The following is a 26,648-nucleotide window of genomic DNA, read 5'->3' on the forward strand; positions in this document are numbered from 1 at the left end:
TCGGGCGCGCCCGAAGCGGCTTTACATCCGTGCAACAAGTGTTCGGGCGCGCCCGAAGCCATTTTACATCGCTGCAACAGGTGTTCGGGCGCGCCCGAACACGTTTTACATCCGTGCAGCAACTTTTCTTCTGTCCGATATTGCATTTTGCAGTGCTGAATAGCTTTTTTGAAACTATTCGAAGGCCTTTTTAACCATTGCATTAAATGCTGAACTATCATACAAATATATCTTTTTAGTTGTACAATTAAAGTATAGACTATATGGAGTAGGTACTGTATAAGAGCCATAATCATCAGGATTATAATGTTTGGATGATGTCCAATAAGCCCCTATCGTTCCATAACCACCAACTACACTAAGTCCATTGCGCCCCCCTAATGCTGGAAGGAAGAAATAATCGCTCAAATTTGCAGGAACGCCTTCTTTTATCGAATATATACCATCCCACCCAGGAACAAGAGGATCCGGCAACGGAAGCCATGACCATTCTGAAAACATCACTCCATGATACGCACTTGAGAAGTTATTATGAGCCGCATCAGTGACAAATAGTGCTGGATTGTCGCGAATGATTGCTGCGCGCTTCTTGAGCCAAATGCCTTTAACAGCAATATTTTCTAAGTGCCCATTCAACTCCACAACCGAGGCGGGAAGTGTTACCATGTGTGCATCGCCTAACTCTGCATACCATGCTGCCTCCTCAGCATTGGGCACACCACTCGTTGGTTGGATATTCGTGTAAGCTTGTGACGGAAGAGTTAGGTTTGACGTGATGTCGGTCACCTCACCCGCCTTGCAAACCACACTTCCTAATGGCTTTTTGATGGTGGTTTCTACATTCGTCACTTTGTCTTTGATGGTGTAGGTGACGGTGAGGTCGTGCGTACCTGGGAGAACCACGAAGTAGCAGGCATTGGTTTCGAGACTTGTAGTGGTGTTGGTCAGTGGAAAGTTGTTGACTGTGGCATTGATATATTTAGAGCTCCAACTACCAGACAAATAACCTATCATACCAAGCACTCCTGTAGTAGGGAACATTAAAATATCACTGGATAAATAGGTGTCAGCCTCTATTCGAATATTAGTGAGTTCAATGTTGGCTCCCAAACTCGCATTCTCGCAGCGTGGGAGAAGGCAAAGGTAGCTTGATTTGTGGTCGAGTGTAAACTCAAACTTCCCATTGACTCGCTTAGCTACGCCTATACCACAATCACCCCATTTTCCCGCTTGACTAAAATCATTAACTCTGGTCTGGTTTTGTTCTGAAGCAATCATTGTTGCAGGGCCAATTACTATATTATAATCATCAGGATCATGTAATATACCCGTATCACCCGTATAATAATGGCCTACAGTGCCCATATCTATATCTGCGACATAGCTAACGGCGCAGTTGTCGTTATAATCGCCATCGTCACCAGGCAAGATGAACGTGGCACGGCGACCTTCGTCATACACCTCTGTGGAGATGCTTTGTTTCCACTCACCATTTTTATCTCTCACCCAAATTTTGTCGTCGTCGCTCCAATAGGCATCGGCACCATTGCCAATGGTGTGCTTGATGATAGTGCGCGTTTTGGCATTGGTTGTGCCATCTTCATTGACAACGGCGCGCGATGAGCCCTCTAACTTTGGCTTATCAATTTCAAAGTGCACGCCTTTCACTTCCTCTTTGCCTTGCTTGTCTTTGTTGCCATCGGTAAGGTTGTTATCCGAGCAAGCTGCCAGCAGGCCTGCGGCGAGGCAGAGCAGGGCGGCGTTGAAATATGTTTTGAGTTTCATTGTTGTTGTTCCTCCTTGTTATTCGTTACCCTCATTCGTTACGGTGGGCGCAGTTTGGTCTTCATCGTCCCATTCGCCCCATTCCATGTTGTTGCGCTTGGCATCGCCATAGGTTCCGCCTTGGCCAATGTGTTTGTGCTGACCGCTCACAGCCTGCAACAAATGCTCCATCTGCACGCTTACAATCTTGCTTTCGGGCTTCGCGTATGCCCGTTTCTTTGTCTGCTTCATCTCGTTAAAACTATTTTTATTAAACGTTATTCCATCCTTGTTTTGCACACACAATCCATTCATTTATGCACGCAAAAAAGGTGTGCATGAAGTTATGAAAAAACTTCGTGCACACCCTTTGTTTGCGAGTGTTTATGTTGTATATTACGCGCGCGTGACGGCTGTTTAAGAGCGGTCGCGCGAATGTGTGTGTGTGTGTGTGTGTGTGTGTGTGTGTGTGTGTGTGTTTATACAATTATTTGGCTCAACCAAATAATTGATGTTAAAAATCACACTGCTTGAAAAATTACTTTTCGCTTGCATACAAACACTTTCAGTTTAATTGGCGGCAAAGTTATAAACTTTTCGGGAGAAAGGCAAATGATAAATGGAAAATTGTCATTAGAATTGGAAATAGATGAAGGGCTGAATGGTGGAACTCTTCACCTGAATGACCATGTAGATGGCGACAGTGAGCAGCAGCGCATAGACCACCACATTGCAGCGGCGCAACAGTGAAATGAACCACTCCTGCCAAGTGTCGGGCAAGAAATGGGTGAGATAGCCAAAGGCCATGAAGGCCAACACATATTGATAGCCCGCACACACCTGCTGCCACAACTCGGCATGGAAGTTGAAGAAGATTTGCCGCAGCATGGTCCAGCCTGCCATGAATGTTTTTTGCCGGAAGAAAATCCACGTGAAGCACACAAAGTGAAAGGTGAGCACAATGGCTATCCACTTGCGCACGCCATGGGATTGAAAGCTGCGCCCATGACGCAACACCTCTTGACTGAAGAATTTATGCACGGCGAGTGCGAGGCCATGTGCCCCACCCCATGCCACAAAGTTGAGACTTGCGCCATGCCACAACCCACCCAAGAGCATTGTGATGACGAGATTGACATATTGACGCAGCTTGCCTTTGCGGTTGCCACCCAAGGAGATATAAATGTAGTCGCGAATCCATGTGGAGAGCGAGATGTGCCAGCGCCGCCAAAAGTCGGTGATGCTCACTGAGCGATAAGGGGCATTGAAGTTGATGGGGAAATGGAAACCCAGCAGCAAGGCTATGCCAATGGCCATGTCGCTATAGCCGCTGAAGTCGCAATAGATTTGCAGCGCGTAGCCATAAACGCCGAGCAAATTTTCTAATCCGCTATAGAGTGTGGGATTGTCAAAGATGCGATCGACAAAATTCAGACTGATATAATCGCTGATGACGGCCTTTTTAAACAACCCGATGAGAATGAAATAAACGCCACGCGCAAACATGTCGTTGGTGATGACGAGTGGGCGACGTATCTGTGGTGCGAAATCGGCTGCACGCACAATAGGCCCTGCTACTAATTGTGGAAAGAACGATACATAGAAAGCATAGTCGAGTAGATGGGGCAATGGTTTTAAATCGCCTCGATAGACATCAATGGTATAGCTCATACTTTGGAACGTGAAAAAGCTGATTCCCACTGGCAGGAAGATATCCCATGGTTGGAAATTGTGCTCCAACATCTGGCTCACCATGCCTGCGAAGAAGTTGGTGTATTTGAAATAGCCCAACAGTCCCAAATCAATGAGCAGACTCAGTGCCACCAAGGCTTTGCGCCAATGCCGTGCATGGTTTGTGCGTGTTGCATCGGCTGCAGATATATCGGCCAAGCGTTGAATGCCGCGCGCAATGAAGAAATCGCTCACGGTGACCAAAGCCAACAGCCAGAAATAAAGGCCGCTGCTCTTATAATAAAAATAATAGGAGAAGAGTGTCACAAACACCAGGCGCGCATTCAGCCGCTGTTGCAGTAACATATAGATGAACGAGAAGCCCAGAAAAAGAAACAGAAACAACCCGCTCGAGAAGATGAGCGGCTCTTGCGGATGATACGCAAGCAAATGGATCAAACGGTCTATCATTGCAATTCTAATGCCTTGCGGCGTTTATAGTTTTCAAATCCAGCCATGAATGAAGGGAACACTTTACCAGCCACCTGTTTGCCACCGCCAAAACTCAAATGCGTGTAGTCTTTATTGGCCAAATTGCGGTCGACAAGTCGTTTCATACTGTTTTCACCTCCCATGGCTTGATAGAGATTAAGAAAGCCCACGCCACAATCAGCAGCCAATTGTGCTTGCAACCCCACCAACTCTTTTACTTCCTTCATTGTAGCGATTCCGTCGGCTGTGCGTTGATCGCGATCGGGCACACTCACCACCAAGATGCTGGCCATGGGATAGGATGCTCGCAAGTGTTCAATGGCGTGCTTCATGCGTTTCATATAGCTTCGCATTAGTGGCATCGTATTGCCCTGCACAGCAGCATTGATGCCATAGTGTACCACGATAAGGTCGTATGGGCGCAAGCGAGCGAAAGCAGAGAGCGTGGGCTGCGGAATCTGCCCCAACTGTACACCCGACGAACCACGCATAGAGAAATTATCGAGGATGACACCTTTGTTTGATTCCAACGCCATACCAAAGAGTGTGGTGTGCGGTGTGACATCAGCAAAAGCATAACGCACACTGCGCATCAGGCCACGTGTCTCAATCATCTGTACCCCATCCGATGGCTGTGTCAGATGCACAGATGTAGGCTTATCATTGGCTTCTATGGTAACTCGAATGGGCTGTGGACTACGCAGAAACAATTGTGCACACTGCCATGAGGCTACATAAGGTAGCGCGCCCGAGCCTTGTGTGGTAACCTGTGCGCCCTCTGCGGGCACATAATAGCGCTGTGCAATACCCTGCCGCTGCTTGTCGAAGGGCTTTTTCACCACAGTAAACTCCTTCACGCCACGATATTGCTGCTTCACCGTGCGTCGGAAAGCCGACAAGGGTGTTCCACAGTCGACCCAGCCCACACCCGAACCGCCAAAGTGTTGTTGAAATAGCTCTCGCAGGTTGCTCGTCAGAATGTCACCTTCGATGAACGAATCGCCGAAATAGGCAATACGCACTGGGCGATTAAGCTGCTTTACCTCGCTGAGCTTAGCATAGAAAGCATCCATACCGCCCGCTTTACCAGCTGAAAAATCGGCAATCGGCTCTACACCTTTGGGCCATACTTCTTTAAAAGCCACAGCCTTGCCCTGCTTGTTCACGGCCATAAGAGGCTTAGGTATTTGGGGTACAGGCACCACATCAGGCTGATCGCTCATATGTTCGGGCAGCAACTGGCTTAAGATATTCACATGGCGCAATGCGGTGCTTCCAATGCTCAGCGGTGGCAGTTCATGCATCAACAGCAACCCAGCAGCCACCAATCCCGTCAGTGTAAAGGTTCTTACGGACTGATTCATTCGTTCTCTCTCTTTCTCTTATACAAAAAATAGTATGCACGTGTGCTATCCTGCTCAAAAGAAACTACCGAGCCCACACTTTGTCCAGTAGCCAAACTGCTTCTATCACCCAATGGATTTGTAAAAACGCAGTTTTTGCAGTCCTCTTTAATGGGTGGCAAAGGTAGAAAGAAATTCTGGAATTTGACACTCCTTTACCCCTTTGTTTTTTATTAAATTTTAGTGGTTATGGACAAGGAGCATTTTATTTTCGACACACAACAGATAGTCCCTGATTTAAAAGTTGTCGAATCGGCTGCATAAACCACCACCTTTCAACAGCAGTAGAGTAATTTGTGCATTCATTTATACCCTATTTTATCTAAGACCGGGCAGACCTGTTAGAAGAAGCCGCGATAAACCTCAACTGCAGCTGAGAGTTGCTGCAATTGTGTGTCTATACGTTCCATTTGGCAATCAAGTTGATCGCGCTCGCTATCCAACACGTCGAGATAAGTGGCACGATTGTTGAAATAGAGCTGTTGTGCAGCCGAAACGGCACGCTGCAACGCCGCATCCTGCTGCTGTTTCAGCTGAGCATAGTGCGCCAAATTCTGCAATTTGGCCTGCAACGTATGGGCTTCGCCACACGCTGTAAGCAAGGCCTTGTCGTAATTGTAGAGCGCTTCTATTTGCAAAGCATTAGCTTGGTCGAAATCGGCCTGAATGGCACGCCGATTGATGAGCGGTGCCGTGAAAGCCCCCAGCACACTGAAAGCCACCGACTCGGGCGTACGCACCAGATATTTTGGATTGAAAGCGTCTAAACCCAAGGCTGCCGAGAGATTGAGCGAGGGTAAAAAAGCTTTACGTGCCGCTTCGACATCCCATTTGGCTGCACGCAATTGGTGCTCAGCCTGCTGTACATCGGCGCGCTGCAGCAACAATTGCGTGGGTATAGTACGCACGATATTGGGCAACGAAAACTGCAAAAAGTTATCGGCATGGTGTACAATAGGTGCAGGGAAGCGCCCAAGAAGCAAGTTAAGATTGGTTTCAGTCTCTATCACGGCCTGCCGTAACAGCCATTCGTCTGCCTGCGCTTTAGCCAGTTCTGCCTCGAACTTATCCACACCCAACTGCGTTTCTGCATCAGCCTCTTTCTGTATGCGCGCCAGCTTAACAGCTTTTTGCTGCAGGGCAATATATTGCGCCACTACAGCCAACTTGCTGTCTAAGGCTAAAAGTGTATAGTAGTTTTCAGCCACATCGGCCACCAATTGTCCACGCAACGCCCGCTGTCCAGCCTGCGAAGCCAAGAAGCGCTCTACTGTAGCTTTCTTGCTGCTATTGAGTTTCTGCCACAGGTCGATAGTCCAATCTACCTGAAGCGATGGCGCCAAGTCGGGAATGACCGTGGGGATGTTGTGCCCAGGCGTGAGCTCTGTGCCCACATTACCTGCTCCCTCAGCCGTATAACGCCCCACTTTAGATACACCAGCGCCGATATTTGCCGTTACGGAAGGCAGCATAGTACCGCGCTTGGCGGCAAGAGCACTCTTGGCAATAACCAACTCTTGCAGCATGATTTTGAGATCTCGGTTATTATGCAGTGCCGTGTCGATAAGGGTGCGCAGCGTGGCATCTTCAAAGAAATCGCGCCAGGCTGGTAAGGGTGAGAGCGTATCTGTGGATGTTGGTGGCAACGAAACCAATGTGTCGTTAGGTTGTGTAGCTTGCGGCGTCTTACAGGCTGTGATAGCCAACACCAACAAGGCTATAAGCATCGTTGCGATGCGGGAACTATTGTGAAAAGTCATGAGAATTACTTTTGATCTAAAATCTTTGTATAACGTTTATCTTTCTCTTCACTCAATGGCTTCTCCTTTTGGTAATTCACCAGTTTGTCGGCCATGTTAGCAAAAATATAATAGAGACCAGGTATAAGCAACAATCCACCCAATGTGCCTATTACCATACCACCTACGGCAGCTGTACCTATCGTGCGGTTACCAATGGCGCCAGCTCCCGATGCCAACACCAAGGGAATGAGACCTGCGATGAAGGCAATGCTCGTCATGAGAATGGGGCGGAAACGTGCAACAGCTGCAGCAATAGCAGCTTCAGCTATCGGTGCGCCGAGATTCTTGCGCTGCACCGCATATTCAACCATCAGCACTGCGTTTTTACCTAATAGGCCGATGAGCATCACCAAGGCAATTTGCGCATAGATGTTGTTCTCTAAGCCACAGAGCTTGAGCAACAAGAAGGCGCCGAAAATGCCCACAGGCAAGAAGATGATGACAGGCAATGGGAGGAGGAAGTTCTCGTATTGTGCAGCCAAAATGAGGTAGACAAACACCAAGCAGACGATGAAGATGATAATTGCAGTATTGCCTTGATCGGCTTCGTCCTTTGAGATACCCGCCCAATCGTAGTCAAATCCCTTCGGCAAGTTCTGTTGCGCCACTTCTTGAATGGCGCGCATAGCCTGCCCACTGGAATAACCTGCAGCTGGTGCACCAGTCACCTCAGACGAATTATAGAGGTTGTGGCGCGTGATTTCGCTCATGCCATAAACCTTATTTAACGACATGAATGCGGCATAAGGCACCATCAAGCCATCGTCGTTCTTAGCATAGAGATTGAGTAAATCAGACGGAAAAGCACGATATTGCGGTGCCGCTTGCACAATCACCTTATAGGGTTTACCAAAACGAATGAAGCCTGTTTGATAATCTGAACCAACCAGCACTGAAAGGTTGTTGAGTGCTTTGCCAGGCTCCACCCCTTTTTGCAGAGCCAAAGCGTCATCAACATGGAGCATATATTGCGGATAGCTCGCCGAATAGAACGTGAAGGCATTGCCTATTTCGGGGCGTTTATTGAGTGCTGCCACAAAATTTTTACTTACGCGCTCCATCTCATGATAATCGTTATTGCCAGTCTTGTCTAACAGGCGCAATTCAAAACCACTGGCTGCACCATAACCTGGTATTGAAGGTGGCTCAAAAAAGTCGATATTGGCTTGCGTTATGCGTTTGCATTTCTCCTCCAAATCGGCAATAATCTGCTTGGCTGTGCGCTTGCGGTGCTTCCAATCTTTCAGATTAATCAAGCAGCTGCCCGAGTTGGCACTCGTTCCTTCAGAAAGAATCTCAAAGCCTGCCAACGATGAAACGCTCTCCACACCATCCTCTTGTTCGGCTATCTTCAACAGCTGCTGTGCTACTTTGTTGGTGCGCTCGATGGTTGCACCTGGTGGCGTTTCAATCACAGCATAGATCATGCCTTGATCTTCCTGCGGAATAAAACCCGAAGGGAGCCCCATGTTCACCCAATAGGCCAATATACAAAACAACAAAATGGCACCCATGGTGAAGGCTTTGTGTGTAACGGTGCGACGAATGAGCCGCTCATATTTGAGACTACCCAAATTAAACTGCTCGTTGAAACGTTGCAATGCACGACCTACGAAGCCCTTTTGTATATGATTCTCTTGCTCTTTGGTGAGAATAAGTGCGCAGAGTGCAGGGGTCAGTGTCAGTGCTACGAAGCCTGAAAACAGGATGCTCGAAGCCATCGTAATAGAGAACTGGCGATAGAACATACCTTCAGGACCACCCATGAACGCCACTGGAATGAATACTGAAGCCATAACCAGCGAGATGGCTATGATGGCACCACTAATCTCTTTCATAGCCTTTTCTGTAGCCTCGACAGGCGATAGCTTGTTGCGCGACATCTCCACATTAACGGCCTCAATCACCACAATGGCGTCATCGACCACAATACCAATGGCCATGACCAATGCAAAGAGCGAAATCATATTGAGCGTGATATTGAAGGCTAACATGGCGATGAAACTGCCCAGCAACGACACAGGAACGGCCATGACGGGAATGATAGATGCGCGCCAATCACCTAAGAAGATAAACACCACAATGGCTACCAGCACAAAGGCTTCGAACAGCGTATGCACCACCTTTTCAATACTGGCATCTAAGAAGCGACTGATATCATAACTAATCTCATAGTGCATACCTTTGGGCATATCTTTTTGCAAACGCGCCATGGCTGCTTTCACTTGTGTGATGACATTGCGCGCATTACTGCCATAGGCTTGCTTCAACGTCACAGCCGCTGACGGACGCCGATTGAGCGTGGAATAAATGTCATAGACCTCGCTGCCTAAATGCACGTCAGCAATGTCTTTTAAACGCACTACCTGCCCATTGCTATTGCTCTTGATAATGATATTGCCATATTCGGCCTCAGTAGTGTAACGTCCTGGATACTTCAACACAAATTCCTTTGCCTGCGGACGTAAGCCTCCACTCTCACCCAACTTTCCGGGAGAAACCTCAATATTTTGATCTTCTAAAGCGTCGCTCACGTCGTCGGTCGACAAACCATAGGCTACCATTTTGTCGGGATGCAGCCAAACACGCATGGCATAATCACGCGTACCAAGAATATCGAGATCACCCACACCATCAACGCGTAGCAATTCGGGTGAGATATTGATATCGAAATAGTTGTAAAGAAACTCTTGATCAACCTTGGGGTCGTCGCTGTAGAGGTTAATATACATGAGAATATTGGGCTCCTCACGCGAAATCTTCACCCCCTCACGAATCACTTCGGGTGGCAATTTATTGGTGGCCGCCGACACACGGTTTTGCACATTCACGGCATCCACGTTGGGGTCAGTACCCAATTTAAACACCACATTAATCTCGGCCTCACCATCGTTGCCCGCATCACTCTCAATATATTTCATGCCGGGAACGCCATTCAAAGCCTGTTCCAACGGAATGATGACCGATTTCACCAACAATTCGTTATTGGCACCGGGATAATCGGCCACCACATTCACCTTTGGAGGAGATATTGACGGAAATTGTGTGATAGGAAGATTGAACAGCGAAAGCACACCGACAAAAGCAATAACCAGCGAGACAACAATCGAAAGCACTGGCCGGCGTATAAAGATTTTAAACATGCTAATCTGCGTTTAATTAATCCAACTTCATCGCTTCCTTTGGCGATACCACCCGCAGGCGCACCTTATCGCCTTCGTTCACCTTTTGAATGCCATCCACAAGAAAACGATCGGTGGGGTGCAGCCCCGACGAAACAATATAGAAACCTGTAGCCTCAGCCGCAATTTTGATGGCGCGTTGGTGCACCACATTATGCTGGTCCACCACAAACACATATTTTCGGTCCTGCTGTTCATAAACGGCTATCTGGGGTATCATCAAGGCTTGTTTCTTTTCTACAAAGAGTTTCACGATACCAGTCTCACCATCGCGCAACAAATTTTGTGGATTGCCAAAGAGAGCACACAACGAAATGGTACCAGTAGAGCGGTCGAATTGGCCCGAGATATCCATCACCTTGCCACGAGCAGGAAACACATCGCCACTGGCTAACACCAACTGAAGCGGCGACTGCGTATAACGCTCGGGATGGAGCCGATAATCTAAATAATCGGTTTCAGAGATATTAAAATAAACCAACATCTTGCTGTTGTCCGATAAGTTTGTTAGCAATGTCCCCTGCTCCACCAAACTGCCTGGCTTGTTGGGGATGCGCCCCAGCACACCAGCAAAAGGTGCACGAACGAACGAAAGCCGCTTGTGCAACAAAGCCAACTGGTAGTCGGCCTCAGCACTATGATATTTGGCTTGAGCCATACGCTGTGCATTATTCGAGATAATTTTATTTTCTGTAAGCTTCGTGGTATTTTGCAATTCAATCTTCGCTTGCTCAGCCTCAGCCTTGGCCTTCGCAATCTCTTCGTTAGCACCCAAAATGGCAATGCGAAACAGCAATTGACCTGCTTTCACCGCTTGCCCTTCTCTAACATAAACATCTTGCAAGATGCCATCCTGCTGCGAACGCACATCGATGTTGCGCAGCGAAACAATGTTACCCACATAAGACTGCGGCAACGAGACATCGTCTACTAACGGCGTGGTGGCCGTGTAAACAGGAACCACTTCTTCATTCTTCTTGGAATGACAGCCCCACAACGCTAATAAAGCCACGAAGCATGCTAAACTGAATACGCTCTTCATAAACCTCTTTCAAAAATTTTTGCAAAGATAACAATAATATAAATAGGTTGTAAAAATGGCACTTAAAACTTTGTAACCAAAGTTTATTGTGTGCTAAAAGTGGAGCAAACAGTGCAAAAATGCCGTTGCTCGCGTCGCATGCTTCGGATAAACACCTGTTGCGCCTTGCAACAGCCGATTCGGGGGTCAATATGAGCTGTTACATCGTTGCAACAAGCGATTCGGGGGTCAATATGAGCTATTACATCGTTGCGGCGACCCGTTCGGGGGTTGACAATCGCTCGTTTTTGAGAAAAACAGTCGTTCGGGGGATTACAATCAATCGTTTTTGAGAAAAACAGTCGTTCGGGCACAATAGCTATTACATCGTTGTAGCAGCCATCTGGCAGCCAAAGAAAGGCGGCCAACAAACTTCCGCTTGTTGACCGCCTCCATACATATAACTATTTATCCAAAATTATCATACATAATGGCATCTTGCTCTACGCCAAGACTATCGAGATAGTCAGTAACCGTCTTGATGAGCATAGGAGGACCACAAAGATAATATTCACAATCTTCGGGTGCCTCGTGACTCTTCAGATAGGTGTCGCGAATGCAATTCACGGCAAAGCCAGCATAATATTTCACCCCTGCAGCGTCGGCCTTCGGGTCGGGCTGGTCTAACGAAAGGTGGAAATGGAAGTTGGGGAACTCTTTCTCCAATTCCCAGAAATCTTCCAAGAAGAAAGCTTCAACCAGCGCACGTGCACCATAGAAGAAGTGCATTTCGCGGTCGGTGGTGTGGAGGGTCTTCGTCATGTGCATGATTTGAGCTCGCAAAGGTGCCATACCAGCACCACCACCAATCCATATCATCTCTTTACCTGAGGTGAAGTTAGGATGGAAATCGCCATAAGGCCCGCTCATCATCACCTTGTCACCCGGCTTGAGAGAGAAGATATAAGACGAGCCTATGCCTGTCGGCACATTCTGGAATCCCACTTGTGGACGGGGCAAGAAAGGTGTTGAAGCGATGCGCACGGTGAGCGTGATAATATCGCCTTCGGCTGGATAGTTGGCCATCGAATAGGCGCGCACGGTGGGTTCGGGATTGTGTGCCTTGAGTGAAAAGAGATTGAATTTCTCCCACGTACCAATGTAATCGTCGCCGATAAGCGCCTTATCAAAGTCCTTGTCATAGTCGATACAATCGTAAGCGGGAATCTTAATCTGCGCATATGATCCTGGAATGAAGTCCATGTGTTCGCCCTTGGGTAAAGCCACCTTGAATTCTTTGATGAACGAGCTGACGTTCTTATTGGAGATGACGATGCATTCCCATTCTTTCACGCCCATGACACTCTCGGGCACTTTCAGCGAAAGGTTTCCTTTCACCTTGCACTGGCAGCCCAATCGCCAATGGTCTTTGATTTCCTTGCGCGAGAAGTGGGGTCGCTCCGAGTCGAGGATTTCGCCACCACCTTCTAACACTTGCACTTTGCATTGCCCACAACTTGCTTTTCCACCGCAGGCAGAGGGCAAAAAGATGCCGTTTTCATTGAGCGTCGTCATCACACTACTGCCCTGGGGTACGTTGATTTTCTTATCACCATTAATAACAATATCCACATTGCCACTGGGGCTGAGATATTTCTTCGCGATGAGCAGGATGATGACCAACAGGAGTATGATGATTAAAAATACTCCGATGCTATATAGTATAAATTCTCCCATAGTTCTGAATTAAATTTTTAAGCCACTGAATACCATCATAGCCATAGCCATTAGTCCCACGGTGATGAAGGTGATACCAAGACCTTGAAGCGGCTTGGGCACATCACTATATTGCATCTTCTCGCGAATGGCTCCCATGAGCACAATGGCTAAGGTCCAACCAAAGCCTGAACCAATAGCATAGACGATGGCATCAACAACATTGCCAATATACTGTGTGTTGTTTGGGTCAAGGTTGATGCGCTGCTGCATAAACAGCGACGCTCCCATGATAGCACAGTTCACAGCAATCAGCGGAAGGAAGATACCCAAAGCTGAATAGAGCGAAGGAGAATATTTCTCAACACTCATTTCAACCAATTGTGTGATACCAGCAATTACTGCAATAAAGAGAATGAAACTCAGATACGACAAATCAACTCCCTCAATGAGACAATCGGGGCCTAAGACTTTGGTTTGCAACAAATAGTCTACAGGCACGGTAACCAACAGCACAAAGGTAACGGCCATGCCCAAACCGAAAGAGGTTTTCACGTTCTTACTCACGGCAAGGAACGAGCACATGCCGAGGAAGAATGCAAAAATCATGTTGTCGACAAATATCGAACGGAAAAATAATGATATGATATGTTCCATCTTTTTTTCTTGTTTTATTTCTCTTTATAGATATAAGCACGATGCACCCAAATGACACAACCTAACAGAATAAGCGCCATGGCAGGCATCGTCATCATACCATTATTCATATATCCTGCATCGTAAACAGATTGCGGAATAAGTTGGAATCCCAACAGACTGCCACGACCTAAGAGTTCGCGAACAGCACCCACGATAACCAAAATCATCGCATAGCCCAAACCATTGCCCAAACCATCTAAGAAACTCGGCCAAGGTTTATTCATCATAGCAAAAGCTTCCAAACGACCCATCAGAATGCAGTTGGTGATAATCAAACCAACATAAACCGACAGTTGCACGCTCACATCATAGGCAAAAGCCTTTAAAATCTGGCTCACGATAGTCACTAAGGCTGCCACTACTACCAATTGCACAATAATGCGGATGCGCAATGGAATGGTTTTACGTATCAATGAGATGATGACGTTCGAAAAAGCAGTGATAATGGTAACGGCAAGCCCCATCACGATAGCGGGTTTCAATTGCGACGTTACAGCTAAAGCACTACAAATACCAAGCACCTGAACCATGATGGGATTATCCAAATTCAGGGGATTGATAAAGGCCTCTTTATTTTGTTTACTAAATAAGCTCATTTGTTTTACTATTGATTAGAGGAATGTTCATTCAAAAATACCAAATATTTGCTCAGCCCTTCGTGCAACATGTCACGCACTCCATTGCTGGTAAGCGTTGCGCCCGTGACCGCATCGACCTGTGTTGCAGGGTCATCAACCTTTTTCTCAACACCTAAAGCGATAGTCTTATCATTACCATTAGCAAACAATTTCTTGCCCTGGAACTTGGCTTGCCATGCCGCATTATCCTTAATTTCTGCACCCAATCCAGCAGTCTCACTCTCATGGTTGAAATAAACACCATAAACCGTAGCCTTATCTTCATTCAAAGCAATATAACCACTTATAGGTCCCCAAAGGCCCATTCCATAAACAGGAATGACATATTTGCGCTGCCCATTTACCTTGCAAACATATAAAGCGAGGCGCCCCTCTTTATAATCCTTGCTTTCCAACTTAAAACCTGCAGCTTCACCACCAGGCTTACCAGCATTTAAGATATGGCCTTGTGCGTCAATAATCTCATCAGCCTCAACCACATCCTTATAGGTTTTATCGGCAGCTTCATTACTCAAATCACGAATATTGAGCGCATTGAGTATCTGCTTTTTCTTGTCCAACGCCACATTGGCATCCTGTTGTGGCTTCAATCCCTGAAAAACAAAGGCCAGGAGAAAAGCCACAATAACAACAATTACGGCAGAATAGATAATTGTATATGAATTAGAATTTGTCTTCATTGTCTTTATTTATTCATTAGTCGTTTTGCACGCTGTGAGATATTACGTTGCACTACGCAATAATCAATCAACGGAGCTACCATATTTCCAAAGAATATCGCTAACATCATGCCCTCGGGGAAACCGGGATTCATCACACGAACAATGATTGCCATCGCGCCAACAAGGAAACCATAGATGTATTTTCCCGTCTCAGTACGCGCTGAAGTCACCGGATCGGTGGCCATAAACACTGCTCCAAAGCAGAAACCACCTAAAATAATATGCTCATACCACTGCACTGGCGTCATACCTAACGCATGGAATAACAACGCCATCACAATACCTCCGCAGAATACTGAGCCCATAGTTTTCCAGCTTGCAATACCTGTCCACAAAAGAATAACGGCGCCTATAGCAATTGCTATAACACTCGTTTCACCTATAGAGCCTGGAATAAAACCGATAAGCATATCGGCAATAGAAGCGTGTGGAAGTGCACCTACAGCCAACTCTCCTAATGGTGTTGCTGCCGTTAAAGCATCAGGCAGGTCATTTCCGAAACCTAATATAGAATGATTAGCGACCCAAACACGATCACCTGTCATAGCATTAGAATAAGAAAAGAATAAGAACATACGTGCAGCCACAGCTACATTGAATATATTCATACCCGTTCCGCCAAATATTTCTTTTACAAAAATAACGGCAAAAGCACAAGCTAACGCCAACATCCATAACGGACAGCTTACTGGAACAATTAAAGGAATGATTATACCCGACACCAAATAGCCCTCTTGTATCTCTTCATGCTTCCATTGTGCCCACGCAAATTCGATTCCAAGACCGACAACATAGCTCACAACAACCTTTGGAAGAACAGCTAATGCACCATAGAAAAAGATACTCCAGAACGATGCTTCCGCCAAATTCCCTGCAAGGAGATAATTCTGATAGCCCACATTATACATTCCGAAAAGCAACGCCGGAAGCAAAGCTATCACCACAAAGCTCATAATTCGCTTTGAATCAATGGCGTCATGAATATTCGTTCCTGTCGTTGCAGTGGTGTTAGGGACAAACAAAAAGGTCTCAAACCCCTCGAAAACACTTTGGAAAGCGTGCAATTTTCCACCCGCTTCAAAGTTGGGTTTAATCTTATCGAGATATTTTCTTAAACTCATCATGATTTATATTCGTTTACGTTAAGCATTCTCTTTGCGCAACATGTCAAGCCCACGACGCACAATGGCCTGGAGTTCCATCTTCGAAGAATCAACAAATTCCGCTAAGGCAAAGTCTTCAGGGCTCACCTCATAAATGCCTAATTGTTCCATTTTATCAATATCTTCAGCGAGAATCGCTTTAATTAAATACTCACCATAGATATCCATCGGCAGCACCTTATCATATTCACCACTCATGATCATATGGCGTTCACCTCCCTTTACACGTGCATCAAGGTTGTATTCGCGCTTACCTAACAGCCAAGAGAAGTAACTTCGTGAGGTAGAAAATTGTTGAAAACGAGGCAAAATCCATCCCAACATCTCATGCAAATTGTCACCTTCTGGAATAACTGTAATCTCTGATGTATGTGCACCAACAACACCATCAAGTGTCGTCTTTGTTCCTGTTAGCGGATTACCATTGATGACACGCACATGCGCTGTATGCTTAAGTTGCCCATCTAAAACAACAGCCAAAGGTGTACCCACCAACGCTTCTACATAGGTTGGATGATTAACCTCACTTCCTGCCACGGCTATCACACGGCGAAGGTCTACCTTCCCCGTCAAAAACAAGCGGCCAATCATAATGACCACCGCGGGATCAACCGTCCAAACAACCTCACCTTTATTCACTGGTGCAATATGATTAATCTGGATACCAACATTTCCTGCAGGGCATTTACCATCTATAACATGTAATTCTACACCTTTTGCCTGAAGCAAAGCCGTAGCCGTTTGACACTTATGCACACTCAAATGAGTCGTTTGCATTTTTGACAAGGCTATTAGACCTGCCTGGAATTCAGCTTCATGCCCCTTTAATTCCACCTCAAAATCGGCAGCCAAAGGCATATCACGAAAGGCTGATACAAAAATATCGCGTGGCAAGGTATCAGGTGTCGTTGCTACAGCATAAGGCAATTGTTGAATAAAGCCAAACAAGCCTGCTTCCAATAAGGCCTGTTTCACTTCATCCCCTGTTAGCGTTTCTACATCACGTTGCCCAAAATCTATATATTCTTGCTTCTCATCTGCCTCTATTACAATGGATAAAACTTTACGCCGATCTCCACGAACAACAGCCGTAACCTCACCACTTACAGGAGAAGCAAATTTCTCTTCTGGATATCTTTTATTCACAAACAATGCATCTCCAGTCTTAACATGATCGCCTTCGCGCACAAGAACCTTCGGAATAACACCGCCAAAACTATCAGGAACCACTGCATACTTTTTGCTCTTGAGTGATGTTACCTGAGTACTTTCAACTTTACCCGTTAGGTGAATGTCTAAGCCCTTACGCAACTTAATTACATTTGCCATAACTATTTTATATAATATTATATTTCATTTCCTCAAATCAGTCGAAATAACCGATGCAAAATTAAGGAAAAATAAGCATAAAGAAAAGAAAAAAGTCAAATTATTCCTGTATATTCCTTTTTTCATGTATTTTTGCAACGTCACAAAAATTAGGGAGGAAGCATCTGAAACGACTTAAACATATTGTCAATAGCGTAATATGGATTTTTGCGGGTCTATATTTACTACTGGTTATATTGCTGCATATCCCTGCTGTAAAAACTTGTATAGGCAATACAGCAAGCAATGCGCTTGCACAAAAATTAGGTACAAAAGTCGAAATTCAAGAGATTAATTTAGGTTTTCTCAATCGAATCATCCTCGACGGAATAACCATTTACGACCAGCAACAACAGAAGTTATTGACTTCTTCACGCGCCTCCATCAAGGTAAACCTTTTATCACTTCTACAAGGAAAAGTCTCTATTTCTTCCGCACAATTATTTGGCGCCACAGCCAACACCTATCGGCAAACAGCACAAAGTAAGCCCAATTATCAATTTGTTCTCGATTCACTTGCATCAAAAGAGCCTCAAAAAGAATCAAAACTTGATGTCATCATTGGCTCATTAATCATTCGAAATGGTACGCTCATTTACCACCAGAATGATGCGCCAAAGACCATTGGGCAACTCAATTTAAAGCACCTCCACATTACAAACCTCAGCGCTCACATCTTGGTTAATACTCTAACCAACGATAGTTTAAACTTACAAATCAAGCGCTTAGCACTTGATGAGGCCAGTGGTGTGCACCTCAACGCACTGATAACAAAGCTACAAGCCAACAAAAGAGAAGCCCATTTGAACTATCTCAACATAGACATGCCTGGCACTTACATCCGTATAAAGGATGGTAGCGCGCATTATCAGTTTGAAAACAAACAACTGGCGCTATCAACATTGACTTACAACCTCACTTTCTCGCCATCCTACATTCGCCCTTGCGACTTTGCCTTTTTATTACCCGCACTACGCCCTTTCGTAAAGAAAATAGACCTATCAACAAAGATTAGTGGGACAATCTCCTCACTTCGTATGCACGATTTACACCTCTCTGGTTCTAACATTTACTTTTCTGCGAACGGAGAAATAAGCAATTGGCAAAATGAGCTGCAATGGAAAGGACATATCAATACGCTTAACTTACATGCCAACGGGATTCAATTTATTGTTGACAATTTAGGGCAACAATTTCATATCCCAATAGAGATTACCCGATTAGGAAATATTTATTTTAAAGGAGATTGCAGTGGTCGCCGAAAAGATATTGCTTTAAAAGGTAACCTCCATACCGATGCAGGGAATGCCAAATTGGCGGTGAACCTACAAAGCAATCGTTTTAAAGGACACATCGAAACAACCGGAATAGCCTTAGGGAGAATTACAAACAATGCCCAGTTTGGCAATTTTAAAGCACAACTCGATGCCGATGGTTACTGGAAGGGCAACGCATTGGGGGTGAAAGCGAAAGGTGTGATTGACCTGTTTGATTACAACCAATACACCTATCACAACATTTCCCTAAATGCAGCCATAAAGAAAAAGAACCATCAGATAGATTTCAATGGCAAATTTGATATGGATGACCCTAACGGAGAAATACACCTAAATGGCTCATTGAGTAACATGGGCAAACTTTTTAATGCCAAATTACAAGCTAATGTAGCACATTTTAATCCCAAATCTCTACGACTTTCGACACAAATTCCTGCAGCTTTTTTCGGCATGCAAATAGAGGCTAATATCAAAGGGCACAACCTCAACACTGCATTAGGTAGCATACGTATCAAAGACTTTGATATGCAAGCACCCGATAAACATTATCACCTCAACACCTTGAGCTTACAAGCAGACACAACGAAGGGCACACATACTATTTATTTAGATAGTGACTTTGGGCAGATGCGCCTAAAAGGAAACTATGACTATGCCACACTTTCCAACAGCATCACCAATATCATTGCTACAAAACTACCCACACTTCCAGGCCTTCCACGCTACAAAAAGATAAAAACAAATGATTTTTCTTTTGAAGCCGAAATTCAAAAAAGTGATTGGTTACAACAGGTATTGAATATTGATTTAGACTTACAACGACCGCTTCGACTCAATATGATGGTCAATGATAGGCACCATCTAATGGATATCTTTGCTCAAATGCCCTCTTTTACCTATGCTGGGCAACACTTTGAAAGAGGATACTTGCACATAGCTACAGTGCAAGATACACTGAAAGCTAATATTCATACCAAGAAAATCAATGAAAATGGCCAAGGCATTTATCTTCACGTGCAAGCCAATGCCTCGGATAACAAATTGAATTCTACCCTCACTTGGAAGAATCTTAAAGGGAAAAGTATATGGGGAACTCTACGTAGTGAAACCACATTTTTCACTCATCAAAAGTTAGCGACAGCACATATCTGTATTCATCCTTCCAACATATGGATTGACAATACTGCATGGGAAGTGCAACCAAGTGACATTATCTATCAAGCAAAGCACCTGACTATCGACCATTTTGCAGTAGTACATGATGACCAACACATTATTATTTCGGGTGAAGCGACTCCTCACTCAAATGATTCTATCACAACCGAATTAAAGAATATCGATGTGGCCTACATCCTTAATTTAGTAAACTTCCACGCAGTAGACTTTAGCGGAAAGGCTACAGGACACGCGCATATCTCTAATGTTTTCGCAAAACCTCAGGCCGCAGGAACACTTAAAATCAGTGATTTTAAATTCCAAGATGGGCGCATGGGTACACTCACTGCGAATGCGACATGGAATGAGAAGGCAGAACAAATAGATATTGATGCCATCGCTCACGACACACTTATACAAGGGAATCATCCTACACCGATACTCGCACAAACGAATATTCAGGGCTACGTATCGCCAACTAAAAGTTACATTGACCTCAACATTGCGGCCAACAACACTCGAATAGAATTTTTAAAGAGCTTTTGTGATAGTTTCATTGACCATGTAGAAGGCTATGCCTCTGGTGATATCAAAGTCGCAGGACCTCTGAGTAACATTAATTTATCGGGCGATGCAATCGCCAATGGTAAGGTGCACCTGAGTGCATTGAATACAGAATATACACTTAGAGATGCGCATGTGCATGCCATTCCTGATGAAATTTATCTTATGAATGATACGCTCTATGATAAAGATGGCCATCATGGTGTGCTCTATGGTGTACTCCACCATCAACATCTCACACAAATGAGCTATGATTGTACCATTGAAGCACACAACCTTTTAGCTTATGATACCCATGAGTTTGGCAATAATACATTTTATGGGACAGCCTATGCAACTGGACGATGCGATATAAAAGGTAAGCCTGGGAACGTGGATATCAACATTGATGCACGTCCAAATCAGGGCACGCAGATTGTATATAATGTAGCCAGCCCAACCACTATCACAGATCAAAACTTTATCCATTGGAGCGATAGAGGACAAAAATCCCTACCAATTGTGCAAGATAAGCCGCAAGAAGATACAGATGAAGAGCCTGATATCCCTTCGGATATGCACATCAATTTCCTCGTCAATATGACGCCAGAGGCCACCATTAAACTGCTCATGGATAAAGCTACAGATGACCATATCATCTTACATGGTTCAGGAGGCATCCGTGCCACCTATTATAATAAAGGTGGTTTTGACATGTATGGGAATTATCTTGTCGATAACGGCATGTATAAACTGACCATACAAAATGCAATAAAACGGGACTTTACCTTCATGCCTGGAGGAACCATTAGCTTTGGAGGTGATCCTTATCATGCTGCATTAAACCTCAAAGCACAATATACTGTACAAGGAGTTAGCTTATCCGATTTAAACATTGGTCGCAGTTTTGCTAATAACAACATCCGCGTAAACTGCTTAATGAATATCACAGGGACACCTGCTGCACCAAAATTAGACTTTAATCTTGACTTGCCAACGCTCAATAGTGATGCAAAACAGATGGTGCTTAGTCTCATCAATAGTGAAGAAGAAATGAATCAACAAGTATTATACTTGCTGGCCATAGGTAGATTTTACACCCAAGCATCGAACAATGCTGCTACAGAGACAAGTCAAAGCAAAACCAGTTTGGCCATGCAGAGCATCCTCAGCGGAACAGTAAGTCAGCAAATCAACAATGTATTGAGTAGTGTCATCAACAATACCAATTGGAATTTTGGAGCCAACATATCTACAGGTGATGAAGGATGGAATAATGCTGAGTATGAAGGAATCCTCAGTGGTCGGCTCTTAAATAATCGTCTTCTATTCAATGGTCAATTTGGCTATCGCGACAATGCCAACGCAACAACCAGTTTCATTGGCGATTTTGATTTGCGCTACTTGCTGTTTCCGAATGGTAATTTCGCTATCAGAATGTACAATCAAACCAACGATCGTTACTTCACTCGAAACAGCTTAAACACACAAGGAATTGGTTTTATTCTGAAAAAAGATTTCAATGGAATAGGCGAACTATTCAGAAAGAATAAGCACAGAATAGAAATAAAAAAAGTTAAATAACTGCTTTCACTAAGAAAAATAAAGTGCAAAAGCATAGCATTCTTACGAATTCATGTACCTTTGCAGGCGTTTTCGAGCACACCTATTATAATATAGTGTGCCACAATTCACATAAAGTCTAACTTTATTAATTAAATTTTTTATTATTTTTATGTCAGATTTAAAGAACGTACAACCATTGGCCGACTTTGATTGGGAAGAGTTTGAGAATGGCTCCCAAGCAAATGTCAGCAAGCAAGATCTTGAAAAGGCCTATGATGAGACCTTGAACAAGATTCAAGAACATCAAGTAGTAGAGGGCACAGTAATTGCTCTCGACAAAAAAGAAGTTGTTGTAAACATCGGTTACAAGAGCGATGGCATTATCCCAGCTTCAGAATTCCGCTATAACCCCGATTTAAAAGTAGGTGACAAAGTTGAAGTTTTTGTAGAAAACCAAGAAGACAAGAAAGGTCAGTTGATGCTTTCTCACAGGAAAGCTCGTCTCAACAAGAGCTGGGATGAAGTTAATGCTGCCCTCGAAAACGAAGATATTGTTCAGGGTTATATCAAGTGCCGCACAAAGGGTGGTATGATAGTTGATGTATTTGGTCTTGAAGCATTCTTGCCTGGTAGCCAGATTGACGTTCATCCTATACGCGACTACGATGTATTCGTAGGCAAAACTATGGAGTTCAAGGTTGTTAAAATCAACCAAGAGTTCCGCAATGTAGTTGTTTCTCACAAGGCTTTGATTGAAGCTGAATTAGAAGCACAGAAGAAAGAAATTATCTCTCACCTTGAGAAGGGTCAGGTGCTTGAAGGCACAGTGAAAAACATCACTTCATATGGTGTATTCGTTGACCTTGGCGGTGTAGACGGATTGATTCATATCACCGACCTCTCTTGGGGCCGTGTAAGCGATCCACATGAGGTTGTTGCTCTCGATGAAAAGATTAATGTCGTTATCTTAGACTTCGATGAAGGTAAGAAGCGCATTGCTCTTGGTTTGAAACAACTCACTCCACACCCATGGGATGCATTGAGCCCCGACCTCAAAGTTGGCGACCATGTAAAAGGTAAAGTTGTTGTAATTGCAGACTATGGTGCATTTGTTGAAATTCAACCTGGCGTAGAAGGCTTAATCCACGTGAGCGAAATGTCATGGAGCCAACACCTCCGTTCAGCACAAGAATTCTTACATGTTGGTGACGAAGTTGAGGCTGTCATTTTGACCCTCGATCGTGATGAGCGCAAGATGAGTTTAGGTATTAAGCAGCTCAAGGAAGATCCTTGGGAGGCTATCGAGGTGAAATATCCTGTAGGTAGCAAGCACACAGCGAAGGTTCGTAACTTCACTAACTTTGGTATCTTCGTTGAACTCGAAGAGGGTGTTGATGGCTTAATCCACATCAGCGATTTGTCATGGACAAAGAAAGTAAAGCATCCTTCTGAATTCACCAATGTAGGTGATGAGATTGAAGTTGTTGTTTTAGACATCGACAAGGAAAATCGCCGTTTGAGCCTTGGTCACAAGCAGCTCGAAGACAATCCTTGGGACACTTATGAGACACTCTATACCCCAGGTTCTGTACACGTAGGTAAGATTACACAGCTCATGGATAAGGGTGCTGTCATTACATTGAACGAAGGTGGCGAAGGTTTCGCAACACCCAAACACCTTGTCAAGGAAGATGGCTCACAGGCACAACTTGGTGAAGAACTTCCCTTCAAGGTGATTGAGTTTGTGAAAGATACCAAACGTATCATCCTTTCTCATAGCCGTACATTCGAAGAAGGCAAGGACGATGCCGTTGCAACGAAGCCTGCACGCAAACATAATAATACACACAAGGGCGATGCAACTGCTCAAATCAACAACGTAACTGCAGGAACCTCTTTAGGCGACTTAGATGTGTTGGCTGATTTGAAAGCTAAGATGGAAAAAGGCGAATAATCATTCTTTTTCACTTCATATTAAGGAGTCTGCTTTGAAAAAAGCAGGCTCTTTTTTTGCGCATACAAATATTTTAATTACCTTTGCAACAATAAAAACAAGGCGTTTCCATCCGTGAAACGTTATTCCATCAACAAAATATTTTCACATACAATTAGATATGTATAGTAAAGATGAACTATTACCTAAAAGCATTTCGGATTTAAAAGTAATCGCAGAAGGCTTAGGTGCAACAATTCATGCCAATGATAGCCAGGAGGATATCATTTATGCGATACTCGACAAGCAAGCGATTGAAGAAGGAAACAAAAATCCTTTGACAACAAAAAGAAAACGCACACGCATAGCAAAAAAAGAGACCAATCACGTTTATAGCGTGAAAGGAAAAGCTGGAGAAAATCTCGACACAAAGAAGAAAACAACTAAAATGGAGCAGAAATCGCTCTTTAACGAAACTGATATGGAAGCAAAAACAGCCGAAGAAAACATCAAGGCCGAAAATCCAGAGAAGGCATTGGAAGCTGCCCCTAAGCGCAGAGGGCGGAAAACGAAAAAAGAAGTGGAAGCCGTTGTTACAACAGAAGCTACACTCGAAACACCTGAAGCTGAGGAGACGACTCCAAACGTTGCGCCTGAAGAAAATGTGGCAGAAAAAAACACCAATGTTACTGCTGAGCAGGAGGCAACCAAGGAGGCAACGGATGACGTGCCTGAAGCAACTGACGCAACGCAGAGCCATGCAGACATTCCTGAGTTTGCCATTCCTGAAGCGCAATTCAACATGCCTCCCAACGCAGAAGAAGATCACGAGAAGGAGGATTTGCTGGCACAACTGCAGGCCAAGATTAAAGACCGTAGCAAGGAGAAAAATGCCGCACCAGCAGAGACGCTCAATGGTGTTTGGGAAGGCGATCCTGGCAATGGCACAGACTTTATCATTGCCGTTGATATCCCCATTGAGGACCAAGGAGCGGTGCCCAACTATGACATGTTTGACAATCCCACCATTGGCATGACCAATCAGCAGAGCTATCAACGGCAGGCTCCTGTGCGTCCAACTCAAGAAAAATATAATTTCGACAACCTCATCAGCGCCAATGGTGTGCTCGAAGTGATGTCTGATGGCTATGGCTTCTTGCGTTCCAGCGATTACAACTATCTCTCATCGCCCGACGATGTTTATATCGCAGCCAACATCATTAAGAAACATGGGCTGAAGACGGGCGATGTCATTGAATGCCATGTGCGTCCACCACACGAAGGCGAGAAATATTTTCCACTTACCAGCATCGACAAAATCAACGGCCGCGACCCTGCTGAAATGCGCGATCGCATGCCATTCGAACATCTCACCCCACTCTTCCCTGAAGAGAAATTCACACTCTGTGGCGACCGCCGCACCACCAATCTCTCTACACGCATCGTCGACCTGTTCTCGCCCATCGGCAAAGGTCAGCGTGCCCTCATCGTGGCACAGCCCAAGACGGGTAAGACCATCTTGATGAAAGACATTGCCAACGCCATCGCAGCCAATCACCCCGAGGCCTACTTGATGATGTTGCTCATCGACGAACGCCCGGAGGAAGTGACCGACATGGCGCGCACGGTGAATGCCGAAGTCATAGCATCAACCTTCGACGAGCCGGCCGAACGTCACGTGAAAATCGCCGGCATCGTGCTCGAAAAGGCCAAACGCATGGTGGAATGTGGTCACGACGTGGTGATATTCCTCGACTCCATCACCCGTTTGGCCCGCGCCTACAACACGGTGAGCCCCGCCAGCGGCAAGGTGCTCACGGGTGGTGTGGATGCCAACGCCCTGCAAAAGCCCAAACGCTTCTTTGGTGCAGCGCGCAACATCGAAGGTGGCGGCTCGCTCACCATCATCGCAACAGCCCTCATCGACACGGGCAGCAAGATGGACGAAGTGATTTTCGAGGAATTCAAAGGCACGGGTAACATGGAGCTGCAGCTCGACCGCTCGCTCAGCAACAAGCGCATCTTCCCGGCTGTCAACCTCGTGGCTTCGAGCACTCGCCGCGACGATTTGCTGCAAGACAAGACCACGCTCGACCGCATGTGGATATTGCGCAAATTCATCAGTGACATGAATCCCATCGAAGCCATGAACGCTATTCACAGCCGAATGGCGCACACGCGCGACAACGACGAGTTCTTGCTCTCGATGAATTCGTAGGCTCGTGGAGCATACCTAAAAAAGAATCCGCAGACACACGCTGTTTGCGGATTTTTCTTTTTGCAACAACGAAGGTGCAGCCACCGCGAAAATGTTTTTCCACCGTTGCCAAAAAGGTCAGTTGGCAGTAGCGCCCCGGGATTTTCTGCGCCGCAAGGTTGCACGTCAAAAAAAACCGAGTTTTTTCTGCGCCGCAGGGTTGCAAGTCAAAAAAAACCGAGTTTTTTCTGCGCCGCAAGGTTGCAAGTCAAAAAAAACTGAGTTTTTTCTGCGCCGCAGGGTTGCAAGTCAAAAAACAATGACTTTTTTCTGCGC

At 45.2% G+C, this 26,648-nt stretch carries 17 protein-coding genes; 4 read left to right on the forward strand and 13 right to left on the reverse strand.

The genetic code is table 11. The features are described from left to right. Positions 1-174: 174 nt before the first annotated feature. The 13 genes from X919_RS0101515 to X919_RS0101580 all read right to left on the reverse strand — a co-directional run bounded on the left by X919_RS0101515 (position 175) and on the right by X919_RS0101580 (position 17,602). Positions 175-1,785, reverse strand: coding sequence for a hypothetical protein (locus X919_RS0101515; protein WP_028898733.1), 1,611 nt, complete (start codon positions 1,783-1,785; stop codon positions 175-177). A gap of 18 nt (positions 1,786-1,803) precedes the next feature. Beyond that, positions 1,804-2,016: a hypothetical protein gene (locus X919_RS0101520; RefSeq protein WP_028898734.1), complete on the reverse strand. Its 213-nt coding sequence runs from the start codon at positions 2,014-2,016 to the stop codon at positions 1,804-1,806. Between the two features lie 381 nt (positions 2,017-2,397). Beyond that, the gene (locus X919_RS0101530; protein ID WP_028898735.1) at positions 2,398-3,906 is read right to left on the reverse strand and encodes an MBOAT family O-acyltransferase; all 1,509 of its coding nucleotides are present in this window, start codon (positions 3,904-3,906) and stop codon (positions 2,398-2,400) included. Beyond that, on the reverse strand, positions 3,903-5,291 hold the full coding sequence (locus tag X919_RS0101535; protein ID WP_028898736.1) for an SGNH/GDSL hydrolase family protein: 1,389 nt from the start codon (positions 5,289-5,291) through the stop codon (positions 3,903-3,905). The genes X919_RS0101530 and X919_RS0101535 overlap by 4 nt, the downstream gene beginning before the upstream one ends. 380 nt (positions 5,292-5,671) lie before the next feature. Further along, entirely contained in the window at positions 5,672-7,090 is a 1,419-nt protein-coding gene (locus tag X919_RS0101540) for a TolC family protein (protein ID WP_036916692.1), read from the reverse strand. A gap of 5 nt (positions 7,091-7,095) precedes the next feature. Next, complete coding sequence (locus tag X919_RS0101545) at positions 7,096-10,275, reverse strand: efflux RND transporter permease subunit (protein WP_028898738.1); 3,180 nt, start codon at positions 10,273-10,275, stop codon at positions 7,096-7,098. A gap of 16 nt (positions 10,276-10,291) precedes the next feature. After that, the gene (locus X919_RS0101550) at positions 10,292-11,356 is read right to left on the reverse strand and encodes an efflux RND transporter periplasmic adaptor subunit (protein WP_028898739.1); all 1,065 of its coding nucleotides are present in this window, start codon (positions 11,354-11,356) and stop codon (positions 10,292-10,294) included. Positions 11,357-11,803: 447 nt separating this feature from the next. Then, positions 11,804-13,072 (reverse strand): NADH:ubiquinone reductase (Na(+)-transporting) subunit F, encoded by a 1,269-nt coding sequence (gene nqrF, locus X919_RS0101555; protein ID WP_028898740.1) that lies wholly within the window; start codon positions 13,070-13,072, stop codon positions 11,804-11,806. A 9-nt stretch (positions 13,073-13,081) separates the two neighbouring features. Beyond that, positions 13,082-13,708, reverse strand: a complete 627-nt coding sequence (nqrE, locus tag X919_RS0101560) for an NADH:ubiquinone reductase (Na(+)-transporting) subunit E (RefSeq protein WP_028898741.1) — start codon at positions 13,706-13,708, stop codon at positions 13,082-13,084. Between the two features lie 14 nt (positions 13,709-13,722). Further along, entirely contained in the window at positions 13,723-14,346 is a 624-nt protein-coding gene (locus X919_RS0101565) for an NADH:ubiquinone reductase (Na(+)-transporting) subunit D (RefSeq protein ID WP_004380062.1), read from the reverse strand. Between the two features lie 8 nt (positions 14,347-14,354). After that, complete coding sequence (gene nqrC, locus X919_RS0101570; RefSeq protein WP_028898742.1) at positions 14,355-15,068, reverse strand: NADH:ubiquinone reductase (Na(+)-transporting) subunit C; 714 nt, start codon at positions 15,066-15,068, stop codon at positions 14,355-14,357. 5 nt (positions 15,069-15,073) lie between these two features. After that, the gene (locus X919_RS0101575) at positions 15,074-16,231 is read right to left on the reverse strand and encodes an NADH:ubiquinone reductase (Na(+)-transporting) subunit B (RefSeq protein WP_028898743.1); all 1,158 of its coding nucleotides are present in this window, start codon (positions 16,229-16,231) and stop codon (positions 15,074-15,076) included. A gap of 21 nt (positions 16,232-16,252) precedes the next feature. After that, on the reverse strand, positions 16,253-17,602 hold the full coding sequence (locus X919_RS0101580; RefSeq protein WP_028898744.1) for a Na(+)-translocating NADH-quinone reductase subunit A: 1,350 nt from the start codon (positions 17,600-17,602) through the stop codon (positions 16,253-16,255). 236 nt (positions 17,603-17,838) lie between these two features. Here X919_RS0101580 and X919_RS0101585 point away from each other — a divergent pair, with 236 nt between their 5' ends. The 4 genes from X919_RS0101585 to X919_RS16990 form a co-directional block, all read left to right on the forward strand. Beyond that, entirely contained in the window at positions 17,839-22,200 is a 4,362-nt protein-coding gene (locus tag X919_RS0101585) for a translocation/assembly module TamB domain-containing protein (RefSeq protein WP_253270062.1), read from the forward strand. Positions 22,201-22,351: 151 nt separating this feature from the next. Continuing rightward, positions 22,352-24,136: a 30S ribosomal protein S1 gene (gene rpsA, locus X919_RS0101590; protein WP_028898746.1), complete on the forward strand. Its 1,785-nt coding sequence runs from the start codon at positions 22,352-22,354 to the stop codon at positions 24,134-24,136. Positions 24,137-24,296: 160 nt separating this feature from the next. Beyond that, entirely contained in the window at positions 24,297-26,333 is a 2,037-nt protein-coding gene (gene rho / locus X919_RS0101595; RefSeq protein WP_028898747.1) for a transcription termination factor Rho, read from the forward strand. Positions 26,334-26,454: 121 nt separating this feature from the next. Then, a partial coding sequence (locus X919_RS16990; RefSeq protein WP_216592148.1) for a hypothetical protein occupies positions 26,455-26,648 on the forward strand: 194 nt, incomplete at its 3' end.

Source organism: Prevotella sp. HJM029 (assembly GCF_000599605.1).
In the GTDB taxonomy this organism is placed as follows: Bacteria; Bacteroidota; Bacteroidia; order Bacteroidales; family Bacteroidaceae; genus Prevotella.

Bases quoted from the DNA above. Each gene is read 5' to 3' on its own strand.
- X919_RS0101515 (WP_028898733.1), bottom strand. From the start codon at position 1,785: ATGAAACTCAAAACATATTTCAACGCCGCCCTGCTCTGCCTCGCCGCA.
- X919_RS0101520 (WP_028898734.1), bottom strand. From the start codon at position 2,016: ATGAAGCAGACAAAGAAACGGGCATACGCGAAGCCCGAAAGCAAGATT.
- X919_RS0101530 (WP_028898735.1), bottom strand. From the start codon at position 3,906: ATGATAGACCGTTTGATCCATTTGCTTGCGTATCATCCGCAAGAGCCG.
- X919_RS0101535 (WP_028898736.1), bottom strand. From the start codon at position 5,291: ATGAATCAGTCCGTAAGAACCTTTACACTGACGGGATTGGTGGCTGCT.
- X919_RS0101540 (WP_036916692.1), bottom strand. From the start codon at position 7,090: ATGACTTTTCACAATAGTTCCCGCATCGCAACGATGCTTATAGCCTTG.
- X919_RS0101545 (WP_028898738.1), bottom strand. From the start codon at position 10,275: ATGTTTAAAATCTTTATACGCCGGCCAGTGCTTTCGATTGTTGTCTCG.
- X919_RS0101550 (WP_028898739.1), bottom strand. From the start codon at position 11,356: ATGAAGAGCGTATTCAGTTTAGCATGCTTCGTGGCTTTATTAGCGTTG.
- nqrF (WP_028898740.1), bottom strand. From the start codon at position 13,072: ATGGGAGAATTTATACTATATAGCATCGGAGTATTTTTAATCATCATA.
- nqrE (WP_028898741.1), bottom strand. From the start codon at position 13,708: ATGGAACATATCATATCATTATTTTTCCGTTCGATATTTGTCGACAAC.
- X919_RS0101565 (WP_004380062.1), bottom strand. From the start codon at position 14,346: ATGAGCTTATTTAGTAAACAAAATAAAGAGGCCTTTATCAATCCCCTG.
- nqrC (WP_028898742.1), bottom strand. From the start codon at position 15,068: ATGAAGACAAATTCTAATTCATATACAATTATCTATTCTGCCGTAATT.
- X919_RS0101575 (WP_028898743.1), bottom strand. From the start codon at position 16,231: ATGAGTTTAAGAAAATATCTCGATAAGATTAAACCCAACTTTGAAGCG.
- X919_RS0101580 (WP_028898744.1), bottom strand. From the start codon at position 17,602: ATGGCAAATGTAATTAAGTTGCGTAAGGGCTTAGACATTCACCTAACG.
- rpsA (WP_028898746.1), top strand. From the start codon at position 22,352: ATGTCAGATTTAAAGAACGTACAACCATTGGCCGACTTTGATTGGGAA.
- rho (WP_028898747.1), top strand. From the start codon at position 24,297: ATGTATAGTAAAGATGAACTATTACCTAAAAGCATTTCGGATTTAAAA.